General features: G+C 54.6%; 23 protein-coding genes and 1 pseudogene. 11 read left to right on the top strand and 13 right to left on the bottom strand.

All coding sequences use genetic code 11. The features are described from left to right. Positions 1–3 precede the first annotated feature (3 nt). Together D1823_RS15430 and D1823_RS15435 are read left to right on the top strand one after the other, a co-directional pair. Complete coding sequence (locus D1823_RS15430; RefSeq protein ID WP_117871504.1) at positions 4–483, top strand: helix-turn-helix transcriptional regulator; 480 nt, start codon at positions 4–6, stop codon at positions 481–483. Between the two features lie 124 nt (positions 484–607). Continuing rightward, positions 608–964 (top strand): hypothetical protein, encoded by a 357-nt coding sequence (locus tag D1823_RS15435; RefSeq protein ID WP_254683746.1) that lies wholly within the window; start codon positions 608–610, stop codon positions 962–964. Between the two features lie 110 nt (positions 965–1,074). Here the strand turns inward: D1823_RS15435 and D1823_RS22145 are convergent, their stop codons facing one another. From D1823_RS22145 to D1823_RS15460, 6 genes and pseudogenes are all read right to left on the bottom strand, one after another. Continuing rightward, positions 1,075–1,173: a hypothetical protein gene (locus D1823_RS22145; RefSeq protein WP_254683839.1), complete on the bottom strand. Its 99-nt coding sequence runs from the start codon at positions 1,171–1,173 to the stop codon at positions 1,075–1,077. 152 nt (positions 1,174–1,325) lie between these two features. Then, a pseudogene (locus tag D1823_RS15440) lies at positions 1,326–2,060 on the bottom strand (alcohol dehydrogenase catalytic domain-containing protein); the annotation flags it as partial. An 81-nt stretch (positions 2,061–2,141) separates the two neighbouring features. Continuing rightward, positions 2,142–2,987 carry an enoyl-CoA hydratase/isomerase family protein gene (locus D1823_RS15445; RefSeq protein ID WP_117871506.1) on the bottom strand — a complete coding sequence of 282 codons (846 nt, stop codon included), beginning with the start codon at positions 2,985–2,987 and terminating at the stop codon, positions 2,142–2,144. Between the two features lie 92 nt (positions 2,988–3,079). Then, positions 3,080–3,868: an SDR family NAD(P)-dependent oxidoreductase gene (locus D1823_RS15450; protein WP_117871509.1), complete on the bottom strand. Its 789-nt coding sequence runs from the start codon at positions 3,866–3,868 to the stop codon at positions 3,080–3,082. A gap of 12 nt (positions 3,869–3,880) precedes the next feature. Further along, on the bottom strand, positions 3,881–4,846 hold the full coding sequence (locus tag D1823_RS15455; protein ID WP_117871511.1) for an LLM class oxidoreductase: 966 nt from the start codon (positions 4,844–4,846) through the stop codon (positions 3,881–3,883). Between the two features lie 12 nt (positions 4,847–4,858). Continuing rightward, the gene (locus D1823_RS15460; protein ID WP_117871513.1) at positions 4,859–5,635 is read right to left on the bottom strand and encodes a CmcJ/NvfI family oxidoreductase; all 777 of its coding nucleotides are present in this window, start codon (positions 5,633–5,635) and stop codon (positions 4,859–4,861) included. A 107-nt stretch (positions 5,636–5,742) separates the two neighbouring features. On the opposite strand from D1823_RS15460, the gene D1823_RS15465 reads away from it, so the two are divergent. Beyond that, positions 5,743–6,654 (top strand): LysR family transcriptional regulator, encoded by a 912-nt coding sequence (locus D1823_RS15465; protein WP_117871515.1) that lies wholly within the window; start codon positions 5,743–5,745, stop codon positions 6,652–6,654. Positions 6,655–7,038: 384 nt separating this feature from the next. Here D1823_RS15465 and D1823_RS15470 read toward each other — a convergent pair whose 3' ends face one another. Then, positions 7,039–8,049, bottom strand: coding sequence for a LacI family DNA-binding transcriptional regulator (locus tag D1823_RS15470; protein WP_117871517.1), 1,011 nt, complete (start codon positions 8,047–8,049; stop codon positions 7,039–7,041). Between the two features lie 211 nt (positions 8,050–8,260). Here D1823_RS15470 and D1823_RS15475 point away from each other — a divergent pair, with 211 nt between their 5' ends. The 6 genes from D1823_RS15475 (at position 8,261) to D1823_RS15500 (ending at position 14,321) form a co-directional block, all read left to right on the top strand. After that, positions 8,261–9,529, top strand: coding sequence for an ABC transporter substrate-binding protein (locus D1823_RS15475; protein ID WP_117871519.1), 1,269 nt, complete (start codon positions 8,261–8,263; stop codon positions 9,527–9,529). Positions 9,530–9,605: 76 nt separating this feature from the next. Continuing rightward, positions 9,606–10,451: a carbohydrate ABC transporter permease gene (locus D1823_RS15480; protein WP_117871521.1), complete on the top strand. Its 846-nt coding sequence runs from the start codon at positions 9,606–9,608 to the stop codon at positions 10,449–10,451. Beyond that, positions 10,448–11,284, top strand: a complete 837-nt coding sequence (locus D1823_RS15485; protein WP_117871523.1) for a carbohydrate ABC transporter permease — start codon at positions 10,448–10,450, stop codon at positions 11,282–11,284. The genes D1823_RS15480 and D1823_RS15485 overlap by 4 nt, the downstream gene beginning before the upstream one ends. 23 nt (positions 11,285–11,307) lie before the next feature. Further along, positions 11,308–12,348: an ABC transporter ATP-binding protein gene (locus D1823_RS15490; protein ID WP_117871525.1), complete on the top strand. Its 1,041-nt coding sequence runs from the start codon at positions 11,308–11,310 to the stop codon at positions 12,346–12,348. Between the two features lie 12 nt (positions 12,349–12,360). Further along, complete coding sequence (locus tag D1823_RS15495; RefSeq protein ID WP_117871527.1) at positions 12,361–13,638, top strand: amylo-alpha-1,6-glucosidase; 1,278 nt, start codon at positions 12,361–12,363, stop codon at positions 13,636–13,638. Further along, positions 13,635–14,321 carry a D-lyxose/D-mannose family sugar isomerase gene (locus D1823_RS15500; protein WP_117871529.1) on the top strand — a complete coding sequence of 229 codons (687 nt, stop codon included), beginning with the start codon at positions 13,635–13,637 and terminating at the stop codon, positions 14,319–14,321. The genes D1823_RS15495 and D1823_RS15500 overlap by 4 nt, the downstream gene beginning before the upstream one ends. 362 nt (positions 14,322–14,683) lie before the next feature. Here D1823_RS15500 and D1823_RS15505 read toward each other — a convergent pair whose 3' ends face one another. Continuing rightward, complete coding sequence (locus tag D1823_RS15505) at positions 14,684–15,790, bottom strand: alkene reductase (protein ID WP_117871531.1); 1,107 nt, start codon at positions 15,788–15,790, stop codon at positions 14,684–14,686. A 122-nt stretch (positions 15,791–15,912) separates the two neighbouring features. Beyond that, entirely contained in the window at positions 15,913–16,632 is a 720-nt protein-coding gene (locus tag D1823_RS15510; RefSeq protein WP_254683747.1) for a TetR/AcrR family transcriptional regulator, read from the bottom strand. A gap of 446 nt (positions 16,633–17,078) precedes the next feature. Between D1823_RS15510 and D1823_RS15515 the strand changes: the two genes are divergently transcribed. Continuing rightward, complete coding sequence (locus tag D1823_RS15515; RefSeq protein WP_117871535.1) at positions 17,079–17,498, top strand: hypothetical protein; 420 nt, start codon at positions 17,079–17,081, stop codon at positions 17,496–17,498. Positions 17,499–17,827: 329 nt separating this feature from the next. On the opposite strand, the gene D1823_RS15520 is transcribed toward D1823_RS15515, so the two are convergent. The 3 genes from D1823_RS15520 to D1823_RS15530 form a co-directional block, all read right to left on the bottom strand. Continuing rightward, positions 17,828–18,598 carry a 1-acyl-sn-glycerol-3-phosphate acyltransferase gene (locus D1823_RS15520; RefSeq protein ID WP_162896861.1) on the bottom strand — a complete coding sequence of 257 codons (771 nt, stop codon included), beginning with the start codon at positions 18,596–18,598 and terminating at the stop codon, positions 17,828–17,830. A 559-nt stretch (positions 18,599–19,157) separates the two neighbouring features. Next, entirely contained in the window at positions 19,158–20,474 is a 1,317-nt protein-coding gene (locus D1823_RS15525) for an amidohydrolase family protein (RefSeq protein ID WP_117871539.1), read from the bottom strand. 224 nt (positions 20,475–20,698) lie between these two features. Then, positions 20,699–21,625, bottom strand: a complete 927-nt coding sequence (locus D1823_RS15530) for a DMT family transporter (RefSeq protein ID WP_117871541.1) — start codon at positions 21,623–21,625, stop codon at positions 20,699–20,701. Positions 21,626–22,526: 901 nt separating this feature from the next. Here D1823_RS15530 and D1823_RS21965 point away from each other — a divergent pair. Next, positions 22,527–22,682, top strand: coding sequence for a hypothetical protein (locus D1823_RS21965; RefSeq protein WP_162896846.1), 156 nt, complete (start codon positions 22,527–22,529; stop codon positions 22,680–22,682). Positions 22,683–22,770: 88 nt separating this feature from the next. Here the strand turns inward: D1823_RS21965 and D1823_RS15540 are convergent, their stop codons facing one another. Next, entirely contained in the window at positions 22,771–23,541 is a 771-nt protein-coding gene (locus D1823_RS15540) for a hypothetical protein (protein ID WP_117871543.1), read from the bottom strand. Positions 23,542–23,615: the final 74 nt, after the last annotated feature.

A 23,615-nucleotide genomic window follows, 5' to 3' on the forward strand; every position in this document is an offset into this window, starting at 1 on the left:
CGCATGATGAACCACGCATGGGTCGTTTGGACCCTTGTCCTTATCCAGTGCCTGTGTGGTGCTTATTTCCTGTGGGAAATTCTGGCATCTATTTTGGGCATCCCATCGGTTCCGCTACGTTGGAATGTGCGAGAGCTTGTCGAAGCGGGCGCCAGTATCGGGCTGATACTTGGTGCATTTCTGGGTGTCCGGCTTGCGCTCGTGGCCCAAAAAGCGACACACCGGGCCGAAACCGCCCGCCGGATCACGTCCGGCGAGTTCACAACAGTAGTAGAGGCGTATTTCGAAAAGCTCGGCCTGACTGGCGCGGAAACAGAGATCGCGTGGCTTGTTCTGAAAGGGATGTCTATGGCTGAGATCGCCAATCTGAGGCAAACCCGAATTGGAACCGTTAAGGCTCAATGTACTGCGATTTACAGAAAGGCGGGAGTGTCTGGCAAAAGCCAATTGATCTCACAGCTCGTTGAGGACCTCCTGTTCTAGGCACAATTTGGATCAGATGGCGTTATGGCATTCACCCGATACAGTGTACAAAACTTGCGTTTCAATTGCCGTTGCCGTCTGGGGGCTAATCCGACCCGAGCGAACAGTTTCACTCTTGGAGTCATTGGAAAGGTTTCTCGCGTCCGGCCCCTCAAAAAACCAAGGCTACAACCGGTTCGGGCACCTGACGCTGCCATATCTAGAAAAACTCGCAGAATCTTGGGCCCAGGAACTCGATTTATTCTGGATTGAAGCCAAAAAGGATGTCAGCCAGCGAAGTGCTGATCAGCGAGAGATCCCGGACTATCTGGGTATCGACGCCATTTATGGTTTCTTTGAGCAGCAGCCGTCGATGACGCTCTCTGAAGTACGCACCCGAATGGAAGAGTTGCTCGACGCGGCAGAGCAGCCGTCACGAAGCGCAAACAAACTAGTCTTGGATCGGATTGCTGTTATATTCCGTTCAAAACGACCATACTGAGTTGTACCAAACCGAAAACGCGCTCACGACCTACAGACGACATCAATTGCAACTCAAACTGAGTTGGTGCGCAAGGTCATTATGCGCGCACTAAGCCCAACCGGATCAGATCATAGTTCCACAACGACTTTTCCGACCGCACCTCCATGAGTCAGATGCGCATAGGCGGCATCGACATTGTCCCACCCAAACTTCTGTTCGTCGACAATTGGCTTGAGCCTGCCAGCATCCCCAGATCTGCCAACGACCGCAAGATGTCTCCATGGGTTTGCCGCCCAACATCGTGCATCATCGGAATCAGCATGAAGACGACATGCAAAGACAGGCCCTTGAAATGCACAGGCGTCAAATCAATCTCGACCATCGCGACCGTCGTGGCAACATGACCATTGAGCTTGGCCGCGGCGAAAGAGTTTGTCATGTTTGGCCCACCAACGCTGTCAAACACCACATCAAAGCCTACGCCATCAGTATGCTCGGCAACGTAGTCCTCGACTGTTTCCGTTGTGAAATCCAAGGGACGCGCACCAAGACCCTCGATCAAGGCCAACTGATCTGCACCACGACCTGTTGCGGACACGGCCGCGCCAAGGTGGCGGGCTATTTGAACGGCGACATGACCAACGCCACCTGCGCCGCCTTGAACCAATATAGTCTGCCCTTCGCCAACACCGGCGCGGGTCAGCCCTTCGTAGGCGGTGATGCCGACGAGAGGCAGCGCTGCGGCTTCCCGCATGCTCAGCGTCTTGGGTTTGTGGGCAATCAGGCGCGCATCTGCGTTAATGTGCTCTGCCAAAGCGCCCGTGAGATCCATCAATCCACCAGAACAACCGTACACCTCATCGCCTATCGCAAAACCTGTCACACCGTCGCCAATCGCAACGACCGTGCCAGCGAAATCCATGCCAAGCACGGCGGGCAATTGGGGGGACAGAGGCAGGTCCGCGCCCATGCTTCGGATCATTGTGTCGACGGTGTTGACGCTGGTCGCGGCCACTTTGACGACCACATGTCCAGAAGTCGCGACAGGGTCGGGTATTTCAGCAAGCTCGAACAGCGCATCGGGTCCGTAAGAGTTGAGAACCATTGCTTTCATTGAGATTTTCCTTTTGTGAACATGGTGTCAGGCCTACGTGGAAGTCACGCACGCCTGACGAGATCATTGTCTTTGGGGTGGTCAGTTGATGTCCTGCACCTGCATCACCAGATCGCCCCATTTGCGCTGGTTTTCGATGTCGTGTTCCAAACCTTGTTCATCCGCGATGGTGAACCGTTTGACGGCCGGAGTTTTGCTGGTGGCCTGATAAAGCCAATAGGCTTCGGCTTTCAGCGCTTCATCAATTGGTTTGTCGATCGATTCATAGACCATCTGTTTGCAGGCATTGATCGACTCTGCCGGGAACTGTGCGATCCGTTCGGCCAGTGCGGTCACATAAGCGCCAATTTCATCCGGCTCCAAAGCCTTGTTGATAGTGCCCAGACGCTCGGCATCATCCGCATCGAAGTCTTGCGCGCTCAAAATGATCTCAAGCGCTTTTCCAAGGCCTGTTTGGCGCGCCATGCGCGAGGCGCCGCCGCCACAGGGCAGGATGCCCATTCCGACCTCCATCTGCATGAACTTGTACTTGCCCCGCGCGGCAAACCGCATGTCGAGCGCCAACGCCAACTCATGTCCACCACCGCGTGCAAACCCTTCCAGCTTTGCGATTGTGGCCTGCGGCACCTTGCTGATCCGCTCGCAAACCGACTGTAGATCCAAAAGCCGTGCATCCTCGCGGGATACGGCCTCAGTCGACATGTCCTTGAGCAGTTCGGTGTCGTAGTGGCAGACCCAGATTTCCGGGTTTGCAGATTGAAAGATTACGACCTTGGTGTCGCGGTCTCGCTCTAAGCGCATGGCCAGACTGTTGAGATCGGTCAGCATTTCCTGGCCTTGCACGTTCACAGAGCCAAAGTTGAATGTCACTGTGGCGATGCCGTTCTCAACGGCTATGTCAAAGGTTTGAAAGCTCTCGTATTTCATCAGGCAGTCCTTTCTAGGGCCTCGACGCAGCACGCGTGAGGGGTCAGGGGGTGTTAAAGGTGGAAGTTCGTGGCGTTTTAGCGCCGCGCGGATCAGTTGGTCTGGTTAACCAATTCTTTGATGGTGTTCATGACGTCGGCGGCGTGGCCTTTGTCGAGTGCTGATGCGTGTGGATCTGAGAATGCACCACTGTCATTGTCAAAATAGGCGCCCGACGCATCAGCGAACCGCTCACCTAATGCCGCATCAATCAAGATATCAGCGCCGATGTTCATATCGTTCCCAGCCAAGCCAAAGCCTTCCTTCACCATCTTTGAGGCCAAAAGCGATCCAGGATTTACCGCGACCATGACAGGCGCATCGGATTGCGATTTGGCCCATTCCCGGGTCCATATGGTGATGGCCAGCTTGCTCTGGGCATAGGCTTCCATATCCGCCAGCGGAACACTGCCCTGCATGGCTCGGATGTTCACCGGGGCCTGCGCCGCCGATGACAGGTTCACGACGCGCCCGTCAGCAGGAATGATAGGCAGCAGCAACTCGGTCAGCAGATAAGGTGCAAGCGTGTTCACGACGAAGCGGATGTCCTGCCCATTCTCAAGCACCGATTGCGGGGCTTTCAGCACACCCGCGTTGTTGATCAAAACATCCAACCTGTCATGTTTCGCCCGCACGTTCTCAGCCAGTCCCTGCACCGCGGACAGGTCGCTCAGATCAGCGGCATAGGTTTCGACATTTTCACCGACTTCGGCAGCTGCGCTCTCCAGTTTGGGTATACTGCGGCCATGCAACAGCACGTTGTGCCCGTCAGAGGCCAGCTTCTTGGCCGTCAGCAAACCAATGCCGTCAGTTGAACCTGTAATGAGAATGGTCTTGGTCATCGGTCTGATCCTTTACGAAAAGTCAGGCAGCACAGTGTCTGCCAAGTGTTCAAGGGTTGCGTCGATAGGCGCTTGATTGAACCTGAGGTTCAGCGCGACGTGATTGACCCCAAGCGTTTCAATCTCGCGAAGATAGCTGCGAAGGAAGTCGGAGCCAGACTGAAACCCAAGATGGATCGGGCGCGGAGGCGCAGCGGGGTCGTCCACGATATCGACATAAAGCGATTGCATGACGGGCTTATCCAGTTGGCCCGCCTCCCTAACGCGTCGTCGGTAATCCGCTATGACCTGCCCCTGGGCAGACGCATTGCGCGGATAGGTCATCCAACCGTCGCCGTTCCGTGCCACCCAATCAGGGGATTGCTGGCTACCGCCGGTAATAAGCATCGGCAGACGCGTGCCATGCGGTTTGGGCAATAGGTCAATCCCGCCACCCAGTTTGCCCTGCGCGTTTTCATGTTCCGGATAATCGGACCCCACTGCGCGGATATACTCAACGCTGTCGCGGAAACGCGCCCCTCGGTCGTCAAAGCTGTGGTTCATCGCCGGGTATTCCTCGGGGCGGTCACCTGAAGCAACGCCCAACAGCAACCGTCCGCCCGAGAGCACATCGGTCGTCGCCGCTGCCTTGGCCACATGCGCGGGGTGACGCAATGGCAGGATGACACTCGACGTTCCAAGCGCAATCCGGTCTGTTGCTGTTGCCAGAGCACCCAGATAGACAAATGGATCGAAAACCTGTCCCGGGTCACCGAAGTTTGGCACATTGAACGGGACGTCGCGCAGCCAAAGTGCCGCAAACCCAAGTTCCTCGGCCTTTTGAGCCGCCTCCAGATGACCGCGCAGCGTCGGCTCTGCGCCGACTGCGTATGCCTCAAGCGGCAGCACAAGGCCAATGCTCAAGCGCTCGGGACGGAACACCCGGTTATAAGCCACGTTGATCTGGGTAAACTCGTTAGGCTGAATTTTATCCAACATCTCGGGACCCCACTAGTAGCGCACCAAGGTGCGGCTCTCGATGCTTTTGCGAATGGTGGAGATGCTTGAATCTTCGACCATATCGAGCGCGCTATGCGCAATCGAAGGTAGTCCTTGATTGTCATAGATATTGAAAATCGCGACCTCATCCGGTGTCATCTTGGATTGATAGATCCAATCATGCTTGGGGTTTCCCACCAGCCCCATGATTTGCCCTTTGCGGTCAGGATAGATCAGATCCAGCAGGATCCAGTCAGACGCGTCAACCGATGACGGGCGAACAAAGCCAAGCGGCGCTGAATTGATCGGATGCTCCACGGGACGCCACACATTAATAAATGCAAAGTGACCTTGCGCCCATTCCGATGCGACATCGGCACCCAACAGGTCGACAAGCCGCTGTTCGGCTCCGTCCTTGCTGTAGTCACTGTGAACGTTGCGCGCAGGTTTGCGCGTCGCACTCGGGTCATCTGTCCGAACCGTATGGTCAAAAACCACAACCTCGCGTGCGCCCAGCCTGTCCGACAGCATCGCTGTCAACTCGGCATCGTATATCGATTTCCATGCGGCACCAGCAAAGCCCCGAACCTGCGTTTCCAGCGTCGTGAATTCAACAGCATCAGACGCAAATGTAACGGAGTTGGCCGCTGCGCGGGCGTCCTCCAGTGCAACAGCCGTGGAGGCTAGTTTGGGGGAAACCAGGTTTCCAGCAATCCCGCCGGCATCCAGTTCAAAAGCTTGCCGGTGCGGCTTGTGAACGTGGTAGTTGACTGTGGCTGTTCGCGTCATATGCGCCTCCTTCGTATGCTGTGTTGCATCGATGGAAGGGATTTAACGTCAATCCAATTGCATATAAACTGCTCATTGATGGAATGATAATTCGGGTTTGCGATATAATGGGGCTTGATACAGATGCGCTGCGATTGTTTGTCAGGGCAGCAGAAATGCTGAACATAAGCGCGGCGGGGCGCGCATTGGGTATGGCCCCGGCCGTGTCCAGCGCAAAACTCGCGAAGTTGGAGCAGAGCCTGGGTTCCGAACTGTTACATCGCACAACACGCAAAGTGTCGTTGTCGGTTGAAGGTGCTGACTTCCTGCCCTTCGCCCGCGAGATTATCGCGCAAGAAGAGGCCGCACTTGCTGCTCTGGGCAAGCAGACAACAACCATAAAGGGCACGTTGCGCTTTGCTGCGCCAAGCAGTTTTGCACAGCTCTACATCGCGCCAATCCTTCCTGAGTTTCTTAAACAGCATCCCGATCTCACAATCGATCTGCGTCTGTCGGATGTGCAGTTCGACCTGATCGAGGGAAGCTATGATCTAGCACTCAGGAACGCGCCGCTTGTCGACACCAGCTTAAAAGGTCGAAAGCTGGCCGTTGATCGCCGTATTCTATGCGCCGCGCCGCATTATCTCGATGAATACGGCACGCCCAAGACGCCTGACGATCTGAAAACCCATCATCTGATAGCTTTCCAAAACCGCCAACCGCGGCCATTGACAGGACCGGCGGGCAAGAACGCCATTTTCGATCCCGCATCAGCCAAAGGCCAATTGATTATCGATGACGGTCAAAGCCAGGTCCGCGCCACGCTGGCCGGAGCCGGTATTTCCTTGAACGCTCTATGGAGCGTGCATGACCAACTGAAGTCAGGTCGTTTGATACGGGTTCTTCCAAACTTTGAGGCCAGTGAAGACAATGTCTTGTGGCTGATCTATCCCAAGTCCAACGTGCTGTCCCCAAAAGTGCGGGTGTTTATTGATTTTTTGATCGCAGAGATTGGCGCAAAGCCACCTTGGGAAACGTAAGCTCAAATAAAGCTTAGCGCGCTGCCAGACATCCTGACATCAATGCCAAGGACCAGGCGCTGAGCGGGCATGCCTTGTCCAGTCCAAATGTCTGGTTTGGTGTCCTCATTGCGGTCGTCGCCGAACGGAGGTTCGATTAGCAGATTAACGCACCATTTAATGATTGACCACATCACAACAACCACTAACGCCGCTGAACCGGATTTATTTGAAGCTATCTCTGGTTGAGTGGTCAGCTCATCAGCGGACCCAACGCACCTTCACTTAACTCGCCCGATAGAAGCCGTTGATCGTGTATGCAGAAAACGTCAGCAATGAGTCCAAAGTGTCAAATTTCGCATGGTAGCGCAATAAACGCCTGCGACAGCAACTGACGTATACACTTTAGAGGTTAGGGGCTGCTCCTGATGTTCCTCGAATTGTCAGGGTCGCAGAATACTCGAAATGACAGACTGGCAGATCGGGTGTTCGCATCCGGTCCAGAAGGATCTCGGCCAACCGCTTGCCTAACTTCTTCGGGTCGATCGCCATGGTTGTTAGGCCGGGCGTCGAGACGGCCGCATCCTCGATGTCATCAAAACCCACCACCGAAAAATCATGCCCTGGTTTCCAACCGGACCGGATCAATCCGAAGCAGGCGCCAAGCGCCACAACGTCTCCGTTGCAAACAATACCCGTCACCTCGGGGTGTTGGTGACGGAGTGCGGCAATAGCGTCAACGCCAGCACTCTTATTCTCATCGCATGGCCAGACAATTGGCTGCACGTCATCCATCTGCTTTAAAGCGCCAAGGTAACCGGCAATGCGTTCTTCACGCACGGACGATTGCTCGGTGCCGCCAAAATAGGCGATGTGCTTGTGCCCTAAATCAATCAAGTGCTGCGTGGCTTGTGCGAGGGCTTCGGTATTAAGAATGCCGACATGGTCGAAAGACTGCGACACCTTTCGCATGAATGTCACAGCGGGAACACCGTGAGCATTCAGAAGCTCCATAGATACTTCGCTTGTGTCTAGTGCCGGAACCCAGATCAAACCACGTCGGCCAAATCTGATGCAGGCTTCCAGAAGGCGGTCCTGACGTTGAAGATCGCCTTGCGCATCGAGGATCGACACCATGAACCCTTCGGTTTCGAGCAAGTCGACGGCGCCACTCACAACCTCTGCGTTAAACGGGTTGGCCAATTTGTTAAGGATAAAACCGATTTCGCGATTGTCACCTGATCGCATTGTGGCCGCCGCTTGATTTGGGACGTAGCGCAGACGCTTGGCTGCGCTCAGGACTTTCTGACGTGTCTTCTCTGAAATTCGGCCGGTGTCACGCATAACCTGGCTGACGGTTGGAACCGACACGCCCGCTTCTTTGGCAACGCTGGATAAGGTGGGTTTTTTCGTCATGGGTCACAGTTTAGATATAACGTTTGCCTAAAATCGCAAGTGGTTTTGCAAATGGCAAGCAAATTATAGCAAAAGCTTGGCGGCAACAGGCTTGACTCAAGATACAACGATATACCATATTAACTGCATTCGCCCGCGGACTGACCCAAAGGTGTCGGCGAGGGAGAGAGGTTGTCGGGTTTCGGTCAGCCTCAGACATAGGGAGGAAATCATGTCGATTCATCTGAAACTGTCGGTTGCCGTGTCCGGTGTTGCCATGCTTGCTGGCGCTGCTGCCGTGCAAGCTGAAACTCTGTTCTGGTCGACCCAGGCCCGGCCCGCCGAAGAAGCGCAGGCTATGCGAACCGAGGTTCTTGGTGGCTTCGAGGGCGGGGTTGACTACCAACCGAACGAAGATGGCCCCTGGCTGACTCGCTTGCAAGCCGAGCTGCAAGCCGACTCAGGCAGCATCGACTTGCTGGGCTCCTTGCATGGCAACTTCTCGGCGATGAATCCTGATGACCTGATGGACCTTAGCGAACTTGGCGTCATGTCGGCGTCGGGCACTTTCAATGATCTCGCTAAGCTGGGTACTGACAGCTTGCAATATATGCCGTGGATGCAAGCGAGTTACATCATGGCCGCAAACACGGAAGCACTGCAATACCTGCCTGAAGGTGCGGACATTGATGCACTGACCTATGACCAGTTGATTGCGTGGGCGGCGAACGTTGAAGAAGCGACGGGTCAGAAGAAATTCGGATTTCCGGCAGGTCCCAAGGGTCTGAAACACCGCTTTTTCCAAGGTTATCTTTACCCGTCCTACACCAACGGTGTTGTGCGGACCTTTGCTTCGCCCGAGGCTGTGACGGCATGGGAAAAGTTCAAAGAGCTGTGGAGCCATACGAACCCTGCCTCGACCAACTTTTCATTCATGCAGGAACAGCTGTTGAACGGGGATGCCTGGATCGTCTTTGACCACACGTCGCGTTTGGCGCAGGCATTCAATGAACGCCCAGATGATTTCGTTGCCTTCCCAGCACCTGCAGGCCCAACTGGCCGTGGCTTCATGCCCGTTCTGGCAGGTGTTGCCATCCCACGCACCGCGCCGGATGCCGAAGGTGCCAAAGCTTTGGTGACTTATCTGATGCAGCCCGAGACACAGATCGCGACACTGAAGGCAACAAACTTCTTCCCCGTGGTTGATGTTGAGCTGCCCGCCGACCTACCGCCTTCGGTCAAAGCTGCCGGCGAAGCGGTTGCCAAGATGAGCAGCTCGGCAGACGCAAATCCCGGCCTGCTGCCTGCGGGTCTGGGTAGCATGGGCGGCGACTTCAACCGTGTATATGTGGATGCGTTCGAACGCATTGTTTTGGCTGGTCAACCCATTGAGCAGGTTCTGGAAGATCAAAAGAAACAGCTGGAAAAGATCATGAACGAAACTGGCGCGCCTTGCTGGGCACCAGATGCGCCTTCGGAAGGTGCCTGCCCCGTCGAATAAAACCTTCCATGACTGCCGGGCCGCAGAAGCTGTGGCCCGGTTCCCCAGCATAATCCCAACTTAAAGGAGCGGTCCGATGGAAGCGCGGCTATTGCCTTACTTTCTGATCCTCCCGGTGACGCTGTTTCTCTGCCTGTTTTTCCTCTACCCGTTTGCGCTGGTGGCGCAGCAGGCTTTTGGAACAGGAGACGGCTTTTCACTGGATAACTTTCGCGAGGTTGTGAGCTACTGGAAGTTCCCGATCTCGATGAAAAACACATTTCTTCTGGCCGCGGCCGTGGTACCGATCCAGCTGGCGCTGTCACTTCTGATGGCCACGATGGTCACGAAGATGCAAAAGGGCCGCGATCTGGTTCTGTACATCTGGACCATTCCTTTGGGGATTTCTGACCTTGCAGCCGGTATCATCTGGCTGGCGATCTTCGAGCAGTCGGGTTTCCTGAACTCGATGATGGTCGGGCTTGGTGTCACTGACCAACCGGTAAGTTTGCTGAGTTATCAAACGCCGTGGGTAGTGTTCCTGGCGATTATGCTTGCCGAGATTTGGCGTGCGACCGCGATTATGCTTGTGATCCTTGTGGCGGGAATTGGTCTGATCCCCAAGGAATACTACGAGGCTGCGGATGTGTTTGGCGCCTCGCGCTGGAAACAGTTCACCCGGATCACTTTGCCGCTTCTGCGCCCATCGCTGCAAACTGCCCTGGTCCTGCGTGTCATTCTGGCCTTTGAAGTCTTTGCTGTGGTCGCAGCCCTTGGGGGCACGATCTTCCCGGTGCTTATGGGCGAGATCTACGCCTATCAGTTTGACCTGCAAAATGGTGGGGCAGCAGCAGCGCTGGCGATCATCGTTCTGATTATCTCAATCGTGTTTACGCTGATCATCATGCGCGCTCTGCGCGTCCCGAAAGGAGCCACGATATGACGGCTGTAGCAGACGTTGTGGCCCCTGACGCCCGCAAGGCGGGAAGGGGGCTCTACCGAGCAGGCGTGATCTTGCTGTGTGCCTGGGTGATCATACCGCTCTACCTGCTGTTCGTGAACACAATGTCCTCACCGGATACAGTGAACAGTTTCCCCAAGAGCTTCATCCCGGAGTTCAATATGGGATCCCTGGAATTCTTTATGGGGTTCCAGGGGATGCTGAGGGCGCTGTGGAACTCAGTTGTGGTGGCTTTGATGACGATGGTGATGTCCATCGCCATCGGAGCCCCCGCGGGCTATGCCCTATCGCGGTTTGACTTCCGTGGGAAAGAGCTGTTCCGGCTGCTGATCCTGCTGACACGGGCCTTCCCGCTGCCGCTTCTGGCGCTGCCCTTGGCAGTTCTTTTCATCCGCACAGGTCTGGATGACACGGCCTTTGGTCTGGCGCTTGTCCATACGACACTGGCGATCCCATTCGCGGTTCTCATCACCTTTTCGCTTTTCTCTGGTATCCCGCTGGAGCTCGAGGAGGCAGCCTGGACGCTGGGCTGCACACGGCTGACCGCCTTCACCAAGGTGATCCTGCCTTTGGTTCTGCCAGGGATTACAGCCTCGGCGATTTTCGCCTTTGTGATCTCGTGGAACGAAGTATTCGCGGCTGCCGTGCTGACTATCGAGAACCGGACGCTTCCCGCGTTCCTATTGCAGACATTGGGCGAAGCTCCGTTGCACCTGAAATTCGCAGGCGGCTTCATTCTCGTGGTGCCTGCGCTGATCTTCATCTTTGCTGTGCGCAAATATCTCTTTGCCATGTGGGGCATCGCCAACCGCTGAGCGGTGACTGAAAGGAAACTGTTATGGCTGAAATACAGATCAAAAACGTTGCCAAGAATTTTGGATCCTACCAGGCTCTGCACGATATCAACCTGACCATCGCAGACCAGGAATTCATGGTCCTTTTGGGCGCCTCGGGCTGCGGTAAATCCACGCTTCTGCGCATCATTGCAGGGCTTGAGACAGCGACGACCGGTGAGGTCTGGATCGGTGGGCGTCGCGTAGATCACCTTTCTCCCAAAGATCGCGGCATCTCGATGGTGTTCCAGAACTATGCGGTGTTTCCGCACCTGACCGTGTTCGAGAACATTGGCTTTGGTCTTCGGATGCAAAAACTGCCCGATGATGAGGTCAAACGTCGGGTCGAACGAACCGCTGGGCTGATGCATATCGAACAGCTTCTAAAGCGCTATTCGGGTGAGTTGTCAGGCGGTCAACGCCAACGGGTCGCTGTCGCCCGCGCGTTGGCAATGGAGCCGGACGTGATCCTGATGGATGAGCCGCTGTCGAACCTAGACGCGCTGTTGCGGATGGAAATGCGCGCCGAGCTGAAGGGTGTTCTGGCCGAAAGCAAGACCACTGCCATCTATGTGACACACGATCAGGTCGAAGCCATGTCCATGGCCGACCGGATCAGCGTCATGCATCAGGGCAAAATTGTTCAGGCAGCCTCACCCATCGAAGTGTATAGGGATCCAGCGGCCGAGTTCGTGGCCAGTTTCATCGGTAATCCGCCAATGAATTTCCTCCCCGCTGAAGCTGCGGGCTCTGGTCGTTGGACTGTTGCCGGGCAGAACTTCGATGGGCCGGCAAATGGCAAGGACCTGAAATGGGCCATTCGCCCGGAAGATTTGCGTGTTGCTGATCAGGGTTTTGGAGCGCGAGCCAAGGTTGTGGAACCTCTTGGCGCGCATTTGTTGGTGACTTGTGATGTCGAAGGTCACCAGTTCCGCGCTGTGCTGGATAGTGAACTCCACGTGAAACCCGGTGACGTACTTACGTTAGCGCCGCAAGAAGGCCGGGGACGCTGGTTCGACCCCGAAACCACCTTGGCTGTCGCGTAAAGGAGAAACAAGATGAGCCAAGCGTTGATCGATCAGGCACGCAAGGTCATGGAGAACAATGACCGGGGCACTTACACAGTGCCCACCCATGGCCTCTATCCCTTCCAGTGGAACTGGGACAGCGCCTTGTCCGCACTTGGCTTTTCGCATTTCAACATGGAGCGGGCCTGGGTCGAGGTCGAGACTCTTATGGCCCATCAGTGGGTCGACGGTATGGTGCCGCATATCATTTTTCACGAACCTGATGATGGGTATTTTCCTGGTCCTGACGTTTGGCAAACTGGACGCGTGGTGCCGACGACTGGTATCACCCAGCCAGCGGTTGTGGGCTTTGCTTTACGCAAGCTTTACGATCGGGCGGAAGACAAGGCCGCAGCCCGCGTGCGGCTGGCCAAGCTCCTGCCCAAAGTCCATGCGTGGCATCAGTGGTTCTATCGCAACCGCGATCCGAACGGCACGGGGCTGGTTGCGATCATCCACCCTTGGGAATCTGGTCGAGACAACTCGGTGGATTGGGATGAAGGGCTGGACGCGGTGCCGATCGAGGGGGTCGCGCCATTTACGCGGCGCGATACGACACACGCCAACCCAGATCACCGCCCGTCGGACGAGCAATACAAGTGTTATATCTGGTTGGTCGAGTACTTCCGAGGACTTGGATGGGATAATGCGAAGCTCCACGATGCCTCGCCCTTTTGCCTCGTTGACCCAGGATTTAACGGCATCCTGATACGGTCCTGTGACCAAGTTGCGGATTTGGCGGAAATCTTGTGCGATACGTCAATCGCTTCTGAAGCGCGTGAGATGGCCGCAAATGGCCGCGCGGCTCTGGAAAGCCTCTGGAACCCGGCGCTTGGGCAATACACGTGTTACAACCGTGCCGCTGGTCGCCTGCAAGACACACCAACGATTGGTGGGTTGCTCGCGGCAATTGCTGATGTACCTCATGGCCGTGCTGATGCGCTCGCACGAAGGATCGCTTTATTGGGCGAGCGTTGCGGCTATCTGGTGCCCAGTCACGACCCGGCAGATGGCGCTTTTGATAGCCTGCGCTACTGGCGCGGGCCCACATGGTTAATCGTAAATTATTTGATTGCCGAAGGTCTAAGTCGGTCTGGGCAGAGGGAAATGGCGCAACGGATCCTCGCCGACAGCCTAAAGCTTATTCAGAAAAGCGGCTTTGCGGAGTATTATGACCCGATGAGCGGCGAGCCTTGTGGCGGCAGTAGCTTTACGTGGACCGCAGCCATGGTAATCGAAATCCTCAAAACCAAAAGAGTGCCGGCATGAAGCGCTCGCGCATCAATGAAATCATGGCCCAAGCAGATGAGATGATCCGCTCTCACGGGTTCACGTTGCCGCCCTTTGCCTATTGGACACCCGAGGAGTTTAAAGCCCGTAAAAGTGATGCCTGTCACATCATTGACGCAAGATGCGGATGGGACATCACCGATTACGGTGACGGTGATTTTGACAAGATGGGCCTGTTCCTCTTTACCCTGCGCAACGGGTTGCAGAGTGATTTGGCCAAGGGCGGCGGCATGTGCTACGCCGAGAAGCTATTGATTTCGAGGCGGGACCAGCTATCGCCAATGCACACGCATGTTCTGAAAGCTGAGGATATCATCAACCGCGGTGGCGCAACTCTGGTGGTCGAGCTTTTCGGCTCAGACGACGCGGGTGGATTCGCAGAGGATCGCGGCGGTGTGGTCTGGCTGGACGGCATCCGACATCATTGCCAACCGGGCGAGAAGTTGCGCCTGGCACCGGGTGAAAGCGTTACCCTGCGTCCTGGTGATTGGCACGCGTTCTGGGGCGAAGGAGGGGATGTGTTGATCGGTGAGGTCTCAACGGTCAACGATGACGAGACCGACAATATCTTTCGTGAACCCATCGGCCGCTTTGCCGAGGTTGAGGAGGATCTTGCTCCGACACATCTGTTGGTCAGCGACTATTCCAAATGGCTGGGTTGATCGAAGAAACCAGTGGCGGATTCTTGGCAGACCTGTCGCAAACTTTGATCCCCATAGCCGCGTTCAGGCAGTCATCCTTCATTGAATAATATGGCAATGTTGTATGGACCTCATCTGGTCGTTCTCTACATTGTGCCTCAACTCGCAGAGTATAACCCAAGCGGACCTTCACCCAACATCTCGCAGCGGCGGCTTGGCGCTGACGTTAGACAATTCATGCCACTGCGTGGGTTCACGCCTTTGGTTATGACCTTTCCCTGCTTCAAGAGTGGATATTGCCGTAACTGCTAGGTGAGCGCGTCCAATCCGGCGCGCTCACTTTGCTTGGTATTGCCTATCACCATGGAGTTAACAGCGATGTACTACTCCGCGGCGATCGCTTCCTCTTCCAGCGACGGGTAATCGGTGTACCCTTTTTCGTTGCCGCCGTAGAGAGTACTTGGATCGAGCTCATTCAGCGCGACGTCTTTCTCCAGCCGGTTGACAAGATCCGGGTTGGAAATGAACGGCCGGCCAAAGGCCACCAGATCGACGGCGCCGGTATCAACCGCTTCAATCGCCATGTCTCGGTCGTAAGCGTTGTTGCCCATTTTCGCACCGTCAAACAATTCATAGAGCGCCTTCAGATCGCCACCTTCCGGAATATCGCGCGGGCCGCCGGTCTGTCCCTCCACAAGATGAAGATAGGCCAGCCCATAGCCATTCAGCAATTTGACCGCATGGGTGAATGTCGCCTGCGGGTCGCTGTCGGAGATGTTGTTGGCGTACGAGAATGGGCTGAGGCGGACGCCGACGCGGTCGGCGCCCCAGACATCGACAACCACGTCCATGACCTCTTTCAGGAACCGTGCTCTATTCTCGACTGGACCGCCATATTCGTCTTCACGCTTGTTGGATTCGTCCCGCAGGAATTGATCGATAAGGTATCCGTTGGCTGCGTGGACCTCGACACCGTCGAAACCGGCCTCTTTGGCGTTTTCTGCGGCCCTCCGGTAGTCGGCAACGATGCCAGATATTTCATCGATGGTCAGAGCCCGCGGTTCAGATGTTTCAACAAACTGCTCACCATCAAACGTCTTGGCCTTAGCGCCAATTGCGGATGGTGCAACAGGGGCGCCACCATCGTGCTGTAAACTGGTATGCGAAATCCGGCCCACATGCCAAAGCTGGATTACGATCTTCCCGTCCTTGGCATGGACGGCCTCAGTCACTTTTTTCCAGCCGTCGATCTGTGCTTCGGAATAAATGCCGGGCGTCCAGGCATAGCCTTTTCCTTGGGGCGAGATTTGCGATGCTTCCGTGATGATCAGACCAGCACCTGCCCGCTGCGCGTAGTACTTGGCCTGCAAGTCATGGACGCTGTCATCCTCGGCTCTTGCCCGGTTGCGGGTCAGTGGCGCCATGACAATGCGGTTTTTCAGTTCGATTGCACCAGCTTTGATGCCGGAGAACAGTTTTTCATCAGCCATTGCTGCTTCCTTCTTTGGCAAACTTCGTTCAGATATTATTGGACTAATTGGTCCAATATTGGGGTCACTGTCTCTTGTTTGAGTTTGTGTTAGGTTTAATTTCCTTATGGTGGCGGGGGGCCTTATGGCGAAATCACCAACCGGGCTTGTTTCAGGGTTTGCGATATCTGCTCATTGGGAACGCCCGCCTTGCGCAAGGCTAGCGTGCCAATTGCAAGGGAGGCAAAGGCGCGTGCCTTGTCGAGTACCTGTCCCGGATCCGAAGGCTCAAGCGCTCCCGCAATAATCTCGTCAATACTCTCCAAATGCTGTCGCCCGAGAGCCGCCACTTCATCATCATGAGGAGCAAGCTCCGTAAGGCAATTGATCAGCATACAGCCGTCACGACCACCTTGTGGGTTCGCCAAAGCTTCCATTATCGCACCAACGGGGTCATTTCCGCCCGCATCTGCAACGTCACGCAGATTTTTTAAACCACGCCTTGAATAGTGGCTGAGGGCTTTGTGAAACAAAGCCTGCTTGTTGCCGAACGCTCCATAGAAGCTGGACCGGCTCAAACCCATGGCCTTGGTCAGATCATCCACAGATGCGGTCTCGTAGCCCTTGTGCCAAAAAACGCACAAGGCTTTCTCCAAAGCCTCAGCTTCGTCAAAGGCGCGAGGCCTACCCGGGCCTGCGGGTGATTTGATGTCGCCATTTGGGAGAGTTTTTTTGCTCATGCGTATGATTTGGAATGTTTGGTCCAAAAATTCAAGGTGGCGGTAGGAAATTTTTGGAATGGTCAGTCCGTATTGTGACCAGAGAAAGGAATTTAGGTCGGTAGAAATACAAAACCTCCCCATCCCGCTTGGTGTCACGCTAATCTTAGGATCAGGACTGTTTGTCTTTTTGCGGGAGTGTCAGACGAGGAGGATCGTGATCGTAGAAAAGAGAACCCGCGCTCGGTACTAGTTTCCAACACTGGACAGAATGATTGGCGGCTTGGTCCAACGCGTTGATGTTGATCACTAACAAACCAGAGATTGGTTCGGTAGATTCATGGCCAATGCCCTCAGCTTGTGAGGATTAATACTCCAATGAGTAACAAAGCCAAGAATTCAGAACTGGTTTTACGAGCATCAGAACGGCGGGTCATCGTAAGCAAACCAACAATAATTTCAGCGCAGTAGGTAAAAAAACGAGGTTAGCTGAAGTTTAATTTGCCCAATGTGAACTTCTTAACTTTGGTTAGAACGGTTTTTTGGCAGTATCGTTTCATGAGTTGTTAGTGAGTTCAGTGAGTAAGTAGATGTATTTGCATAATTTCGAGGGGCATTGTTGCGCGGTCAATGACATCCGGATGGATGATTTTGCGCGTGAGTATCCATTGCTGGACGATGCCGACGTGCACGCACAATGGCAGAAGGGCTCCTGGCAGATCACGCGGATAGCCGACATCTGGACACGAACCGGGAAGGTGCTTTCCTTGCCTTACAAAGGGGCCAACGCCTATCCATCTTTCCAGTTTGCTGAGGATGGAACCCCGCTTCCTTTGATGGAAAAAGTGTTGAAAGCCCTGCCACGTGAAATGACCCCGTGGCAATGCGCGTTCTGGTTAACCTCACCCAAACTGGAACTCGGAGGGGAAAGCCCGGCAAATCGCATTCAGATCGGCGATGATTGCATAGTCGGTATCGCAGGCGATGCTGGTGGTCTGATGGCAGCTTAGTGTTAGTTTTTGATCACTCATACGTCGTACAGCATCTGGCAAATTCGTGTCTCCCCTGCTTTTTCTGCCTCCGGCAAGAATAGCAAGATTAGGGCACTTAAATGTCCGTTATCTTCTGAGAATTCAGAGTCAATACCAAGCAGCCCATCCATAGATACGAATGGCCAAGAGCATACTGAAATACGGGTACTAACTAGGTCTTCGAATATCGATACCCGTTGGCGAAAATCCCACCGACAAGTACAACTGCTCTGCAAATCTGTAATCTGCCGCTACGCGTAGCGAAAACTCAACAAACTCGGTTTCTGCATATTTCTGTCAAACAGACCTCACCGCTCAAACACAGCCATCATTTGCCTGCGCAATCGCGCCAGATCCTCATCCACACTAGCGGTAGGATCGCACGCGAATGTTGGCAATGCCTCCACACGGATCGTCCCGCTGCGCGGTAAATGTTTGCCGCGTGGAAGTAGACTATCGCTGTCATGGATGACAATGGGGGTGATCGTGCGGCCGGTTTCTCGGGCGACTAAGACAGCACCCGCTTTAAAGTCCCCGAGCGATTCTGTTTTGGATCGGGTGCCTTCTGGGAATAGCACGATGGAACAGCGGGCAGGCATTTCCCTGACAGCCTTTATCAGCGTATCCATGGCCGTTGAGCCGGAGTCTCGGTTGATAGGGACGAGACCCGCTCCATCAAAACCAGTGCGCAGGAGTTTGCTGTTCCAGAACTCTGACTTCGCCGCGAAAGTGAACCATTTGGTGTCTGGCACCACGTGCATGAGACTGAAGCCATCGAGATGGCTACGGTGGTTGACCACGATGATGCTGTTGGTGTCGGCGGCGAGGGCATTCTTTTCCTCAGGACGCATCTCGACGCGGATGCTGAGGAGCCACAGCAGGCGTGAGCATGACCGTTTCACCAGGCGCCAATACCAACCCCGAAACCCTCTGCGCCGAACGCAAAGAAGAGGGGCAAAGGCCACGAAGAGGAAATAAAACAGGCCGATAAGAACCAGTATAGCGCGCTTGATTAGGCGTATTGGCAAAGGGTCAATGGCGCGAGTTGCGCGGTCTTGACCGTCAGGTGAAAGGGGCATGACGTCCTCTGATAGGGCCTGTGGCAGGTGCGTAAGCCGTGAATAAAGGCCACCGGAGATCCTCCGGCAGCGCTTTGAAATGCGCCACTTGCGAAGGAAGACAGCCACCGCACACCTCTCTATCTGTCGAAGCCAGTCCCAGATCAATGAGAAAAGACGACGTAGGGGAATGTATCTTGGTGCTTCAGTGTGACTTGAGTGCCAACTGACCGGCCTTGGCATAAAATATCGTTAATAGCCCTTACCAGACATAGCCGAGTGATCTGGTAGCTGCGAGTGCACAAGGCTGCTTACAGCACTTTGCCGACCTTGACCCCTTGGTGCCCGTCAATTGTCTGAGTGAAATGACCGAATGCCGGCTGCGAGCCCGAAGCAGCCGTCGAAACGGAGATTGCGTACTGCAATGCAACATACAGGATCGTCCAATCCAAAAACTACACACAGGAAGCTTCAACCAACGCCTGTTCCGGACTAAGTTGCCTTCGAGATGAAAAGCGGCTGCTTGTCCAAACAACCAAAAGCAGGAAGCCGCAAAGACGCATCTGCTAGCTTAACGAAATCAGTTCAGTGTATTCTTATAGATAACGCCGTCTTTCATAATCAGGTCGAAGTTTTCGTCGTAGTCCACCAATACATCGATGTCTTCAAGCGGGTTGCCGTCGATCAGAATGAGATCTGCGTATGCGCCCTCTTCGATGACGCCCAGTTTTTCAGGGTAGGGGTTCCTTGGGCCAGACAGTGCCATCAATTCTGCATTTCCAGACGTGGCTTGGCGTAGAATTTCGGCGGGCTCGAACCAGCGGGTGCGCAGTGAGAACTCTTCGTTCTGGCGCGCAAGCAAGGCCGGGTCACCGATCACGTCTGTGCCGAAGGCAAGCTTCTTGAACCCTTTTTCTTTTGCAAGGCTGAACATGCTGTCCAAACCAGCCAGTGCCTGTTTGAAACGGTCTTGCACCTCAGGGCTCATGCCTGCGGGAGTATTAACAAAGACCAGCGCTTGCACACTGAGCCAAGCGTCATTTTCGATGACGATGTCGAGTGTTTCTTCATCAATGAAGTTGGCGTGCTCAATCGACTTAACCCCGTTTTCGACGGCAAGCCGTATGCCGCGCGTGTTGTAGACATGCGACATCACATATGTGTTCCAGTTCTCTGCGGCCTGAACGACAGCACGGACTTCTTCTGGCGTCATCTCAACCACATCAAGCGGGTCGGTCGGGGACGCGACTCCGCCACCGGTAAACAGTTTGAGTTGCGTCGACCCTTTGCGCAACTGCTCCCGTGCCGCCGACAAGGCCTGATCCGGCCCATCAATCACGGCTGAGTGTCCCTGGCGGACGGCCCACGGCGCTTGCGTAGCGATCAATCTAGGAGGATCATTAGGAAGACGATAGTCGCCGTGTCCCCCTGACTGCCCGATGGTTCCGCCGGACACATAGAGCCGTGGACCATTCACCAGCCCTTCGTTGATTGCGCGCATTAGTGAGTACACATTGCCGCCTGCGTCTCTCGCCGTTGTAAAGCCACGCAGCAGCATTTTCTCCGCCTGGTCCGCTTGCGTGAACGCAAAGTAGTACTCATCAAGTGCGGCCAGTTCAGCGTAGTTGACCTGCAGAGTGAGATGGACGTGGGCGTCAATAAAACCGGGTGTCATTGTGCGCCCACCGCCGTCAATGACCATGGCACCCTCGGCGTCAATCGGATCGATAGACACTGCCGAGATGAGATTGTCCTCGATCATCACGCTGGCGCCTTCAATGAGTCTGTCACTCACGCCATCAAACACATTTACATTGGTAATGAGGGTGCGCGTTGGCTCGTCTTGCGCGGCGACGGCGGTGGATGCAAAGACCAAAGCAAGAATAAGGCTACGCATGAATTGTTCTCCATTGAAGAATATTAGAAATTTGGTCACGCTGAATCAGGAAGCTACCGCGACAGTTTGCTTTTTCAAAGTGCAATCTTGGCTGCACCAACTACCTCGCCCATAAATGCCGCTATGCGGCGAGTGGCGGTTTTGTCCGCTAGGCCGACCTTGATGCCGTCTGAACCGACCCGATGAACAACTGAAACCGTCAGATGACCGGTTCGAGCCCAGTACTACCGCCTTGGTGATTTTGCGAGTACGGTAGATACGGTGCGCGTCTTTTTACTTCTTGTGATCGCGATTGCGCCCAGCACTAAGGCACATGCCAAAGCTTGAGGTAAAGAGATGGCTTCGCCAAAGGCAAGATATCCCACGGCAAACATCGTGGGTAATTCGATGCTTCCGACGACCGCAGTTTGGGAAGCCCCAATAACAGGTGAGCATATCGTGTAGATAAGCTGGGGTACGAAAGCGGTAACCAGACCAATACCAACAATGAAAAGCCAATCGGATTGTTCCCTTGGGAGAAGCTCTCCAACCTCAGCTCCAAGGATGAGCGGCGCGAGGCCCAGTACAGACCCCAGAGAAACTGACGCGATACGTGCCAACGGTGCAATCCGTGACAACCTGTGTACCAGTACGCAAATTCCGAAGCCAAACCCAAATGGGGCGGCAAGGGATAGCAGCAGCGTTGGTAGGTGTTCCGCAGCCACTGACGCAGGCGAGCCAGCAATGACAGCTGCCACTACAATCAGACCAGCGGCCAACATGGCGCGTCGCGTGGGTGCATCGCCAAACACTGCCCAAGCAATACCTAAGGTGAACACCGGATAGGTCATGTAAAGCACACCCACTGTCGATGCGGGCAGCTTCTCTAGCGCCGTTACATATCCGATCCAACCAAGCCCCATTACGGCTCCGGCGGAGAGACCCCAAGTGATCTCTCGCCATTCTTTTCGGTGCACAATGAGAACAGGAAGCAGAAGAAGAGCCGCAACAATATAGCGGTAGAATGCGACCGCATAGGGTGCAACACCCTGTTCGGTCAGGCTGCGGCTGAAGTAGGGAACCAGCCCGAAACAGATTGAAGCAAAGAGAACACCAATACCCGCAAATGCGTAAGGTATGGGCGTTCGATTTCGCGCAGATGTCGTGGCCATAATCTGGAGCTATCACGCATTTGCATCTTCGTCTTTAGAGATTCTACGAACGACTGCTTTGTCCCACATAGCTGCTGTCCAAGAAAAAAACATTGCATCTTAGATGAAAAGTCCGCTTCCTGTGCATTGCCGCCGTCACTGAGTCCTAGTGCTGCGCTAGCAGCGAAGGTCTGCTTGGTGGCTGACTCCACGAACTCTGATCCTTGCAGGAACGTCTGTTTTATCCGAGGTAGGATGACGGTGGAATGTTCGCATCGGGATGGGTGCCGTCATTTGTCGCGTTTGGCATCAACCCTGCTTCTTGAAAATACTCGTGATTGCCCTTGAGCTGGCACCAATCCAACCGTCAGATTGGTTCCAGACTTACAACGCAAAACTATGGGCAAACTACGCAAACCTATGGGGTGCGCGAAGTGTTATGCGCAAACCTACACCTGATGTAGGTGCGCACATAACACTGCGTTTTCGACATTGATTTCATTAAAGAAAATCTTGGAAGCTTGCCCATAACCTCTGTGCGGTATTTGCGCATAAATTTGCACAATTCGCCCAGAAGTTTGCATGCGACAGAGAACCCATCGAGCTAACGGCGTCCTCTGGCACATTTGCTACGCACATATGCAGTTTACTCCCAATCGCCAGCAGACGAGCGCCACGTCTTAGCGTCCGCATCCCAAACACTGGCGGTGACGCAAGGCGTTGGGTTTATTCCATCGCAATTGGATCCATGAATATCTGCCACAACAACGCGTTGACGCCCAAAATCAACGACCGTCCAGCCTTGGTTAAGCAAGGAGTGCACCTCTTCACTAACCCAAAAGTGCGACATGCATCCGCCAGTTCCGCAATAAAGAGATGCGGCGCTTGAACACGCGAATCCAGACTCATTCAGAACCCAGTCGTGTTGAAGATCTCCGTCGAGATCGACCCTTTCAACCGCGCCCCAGGCTATGTCAAACTGACCGTCGTTGAACTCCCCGCAGGCCTGTTCCGCCAGATCAACCTTTGCCCGCAAACCGGGCGGAAGTTGCGAAACATCAGCCGCAACAGCTGGTGAGGTCCAAACAAGGCCCGAAGCAAGCACAATCCCGGCGACCAAACATTTCATCTGACGCGCTATTTGGAAAGCTGGTAGGCAGGAGGTATCAATTGCACTGATCATACCTATAGTCCCCGTATTCCAGCCAGTTTGCCGAGCCTTCGCTAAAAATCAGAAATTCGGACCTGTCTTCCCCAAGCAGGGCCACGACAAATCCGGTCGGCGGCTCAGAGTTTCCGAAGTAGCTGTAGGCCGTCATGGCTCTGATCGACTCGCCGTTAACCGTTACTCGCGTGTCCCACTCTCCGTCCGGGTTGTCCAAAATTACGGGTTCGATTACGCGTTTTATCGCTCCGCCACCACAATAGACGATGCCTTCGGGTGCTTCGTAGGAGGTCCCCTGGCTAGCATCTGAATCGCACGCGGAACGAAGGGACCGAATTGCCGCGCCGGAACCTTTCAAGTCAAAGATTCCATAGCTGATATCTTGATCAACCATCGACAGGTTTACCGATGCATTGGCCGCAAGTTGGTCTAGTACAAAACCATAGTCCTGCTGGCTATTGAAACTGATCTCGACGGGATAATTGTCAACGATCTGCAAAGCAGCGTTTTCAGCGCCAACCTGAAATGCGCCAACTTCGGTGGTGCCGTTCTTCAAAAATCGAATGGAAAGCCCCTGCTTATCCACAATGTCCTGGCTGTCCTCGTATCCAGCCGGAGCAAAGCGGATACGGTTACACTGAAGTTCCAGCGTCATGTTTCCGGTCTGAATAAAAGCATTGGGGTTAGGCCCGGAGTTGAACGACCACTCCGCTGATGCTGTGGTCGCCATTGCCATCATCAGTGTTCCAATGGAAATCGTTTGGAAACTCATTTTCTCTCTCCATGGTGTTTTGGTTCGTATTGTCATTCAGCCAGAGTTTCCGGCCCGTTACCCGGGCGACAAAG

It is taken from the genome of Ruegeria sp. AD91A (genome assembly GCF_003443535.1).
Lineage (GTDB): Bacteria > Pseudomonadota > Alphaproteobacteria > Rhodobacterales > Rhodobacteraceae > Ruegeria.

Excerpts from the sequence above, each read along its gene's own strand:
- D1823_RS15430 (WP_117871504.1), top strand. The coding sequence starts at position 4 with ATGATGAACCACGCATGGGTCGTTTGGACCCTTGTCCTTATCCAGTGC.
- D1823_RS15445 (WP_117871506.1), bottom strand. The coding sequence starts at position 2,987 with ATGAAATACGAGAGCTTTCAAACCTTTGACATAGCCGTTGAGAACGGC.
- D1823_RS15450 (WP_117871509.1), bottom strand. The coding sequence starts at position 3,868 with ATGACCAAGACCATTCTCATTACAGGTTCAACTGACGGCATTGGTTTG.
- D1823_RS15455 (WP_117871511.1), bottom strand. The coding sequence starts at position 4,846 with ATGTTGGATAAAATTCAGCCTAACGAGTTTACCCAGATCAACGTGGCT.
- D1823_RS15460 (WP_117871513.1), bottom strand. The coding sequence starts at position 5,635 with ATGACGCGAACAGCCACAGTCAACTACCACGTTCACAAGCCGCACCGG.
- D1823_RS15465 (WP_117871515.1), top strand. The coding sequence starts at position 5,743 with ATGGGGCTTGATACAGATGCGCTGCGATTGTTTGTCAGGGCAGCAGAA.
- D1823_RS15470 (WP_117871517.1), bottom strand. The coding sequence starts at position 8,049 with ATGACGAAAAAACCCACCTTATCCAGCGTTGCCAAAGAAGCGGGCGTG.
- D1823_RS15475 (WP_117871519.1), top strand. The coding sequence starts at position 8,261 with ATGTCGATTCATCTGAAACTGTCGGTTGCCGTGTCCGGTGTTGCCATG.
- D1823_RS15480 (WP_117871521.1), top strand. The coding sequence starts at position 9,606 with ATGGAAGCGCGGCTATTGCCTTACTTTCTGATCCTCCCGGTGACGCTG.
- D1823_RS15485 (WP_117871523.1), top strand. The coding sequence starts at position 10,448 with ATGACGGCTGTAGCAGACGTTGTGGCCCCTGACGCCCGCAAGGCGGGA.
- D1823_RS15490 (WP_117871525.1), top strand. The coding sequence starts at position 11,308 with ATGGCTGAAATACAGATCAAAAACGTTGCCAAGAATTTTGGATCCTAC.
- D1823_RS15495 (WP_117871527.1), top strand. The coding sequence starts at position 12,361 with ATGAGCCAAGCGTTGATCGATCAGGCACGCAAGGTCATGGAGAACAAT.
- D1823_RS15500 (WP_117871529.1), top strand. The coding sequence starts at position 13,635 with ATGAAGCGCTCGCGCATCAATGAAATCATGGCCCAAGCAGATGAGATG.
- D1823_RS15505 (WP_117871531.1), bottom strand. The coding sequence starts at position 15,790 with ATGGCTGATGAAAAACTGTTCTCCGGCATCAAAGCTGGTGCAATCGAA.
- D1823_RS15510 (WP_254683747.1), bottom strand. The coding sequence starts at position 16,632 with ATGGGGAGGTTTTGTATTTCTACCGACCTAAATTCCTTTCTCTGGTCA.
- D1823_RS15515 (WP_117871535.1), top strand. The coding sequence starts at position 17,079 with ATGTATTTGCATAATTTCGAGGGGCATTGTTGCGCGGTCAATGACATC.
- D1823_RS15520 (WP_162896861.1), bottom strand. The coding sequence starts at position 18,598 with ATGCCCCTTTCACCTGACGGTCAAGACCGCGCAACTCGCGCCATTGAC.
- D1823_RS15525 (WP_117871539.1), bottom strand. The coding sequence starts at position 20,474 with ATGCGTAGCCTTATTCTTGCTTTGGTCTTTGCATCCACCGCCGTCGCC.
- D1823_RS15530 (WP_117871541.1), bottom strand. The coding sequence starts at position 21,625 with ATGGCCACGACATCTGCGCGAAATCGAACGCCCATACCTTACGCATTT.
- D1823_RS15540 (WP_117871543.1), bottom strand. The coding sequence starts at position 23,541 with ATGAGTTTCCAAACGATTTCCATTGGAACACTGATGATGGCAATGGCG.